Origin of the sequence: Mycobacterium sp. 1245499.0 (assembly GCF_001673615.1) — a bacterium.
GTDB lineage: Bacteria > Actinomycetota > Actinomycetes > Mycobacteriales > Mycobacteriaceae > Mycobacterium > Mycobacterium europaeum_A.
The window spans coordinates 1-579 of sequence record NZ_LZMG01000349.1; the positions used below are offsets into that span (position 1 = coordinate 1).

At 68.6% G+C, this 579-nt stretch carries 1 protein-coding gene; it reads right to left on the reverse strand.

What is annotated here, in order from left to right:
- The coding region (locus A5646_RS21770; protein WP_231998454.1) for a DUF222 domain-containing protein at nucleotides 1-579 on the reverse strand (579 nt) is incomplete at both ends.

The following is a 579-nucleotide window of genomic DNA, read 5'->3' on the forward strand; positions in this document are numbered from 1 at the left end:
CGGCGGCCGCTGATCACCCGCGCTGGTGGCCTGATCGTGTTTCCACTCGGCGATCAGCGCCTCACGATGCGACGCCACCGCCGCGTCGAACGTCGCCGCATCGGGGTGCGGAAGGGTGATCCGATAGCAGCTGCCCTGCTCGTCGGAGGTCTTAGTGATCGAGGCCAACGGCCCCCGCCACTCCGGCCGGGGCTCGGGGTCGGGACGCGGTTCCAGCTTGACCGCGGTACGCAACTGGTTCACCGTGGCCACCGCGGCAAGCTCGGCGTAATGCTCATCAGACCCTGTACCGGCCCGCGCCGCGATCACCCCAACCTGGTCCAGCGACAGCCGACCTTCTCGCATGCCCGCCGCGCAGCGCGGAAACTCCTCCAGCCGGCTCGCAATCGTGGCGATCGTGCGCGCATTCCCCGGCGAACACCCCGTCTTCCAAGCCACCAACGCCGGCACCGACCGCGCCCCGGTCATCCCGCACAACTCGTCGCGGTCGATCTCGGCCACGATCTCCACGACGCGCCCATCAATCGCATTACGCTGACCGGTCAACTCCGCCAGTTCGTCGAAGAGCTCCTCGAGACG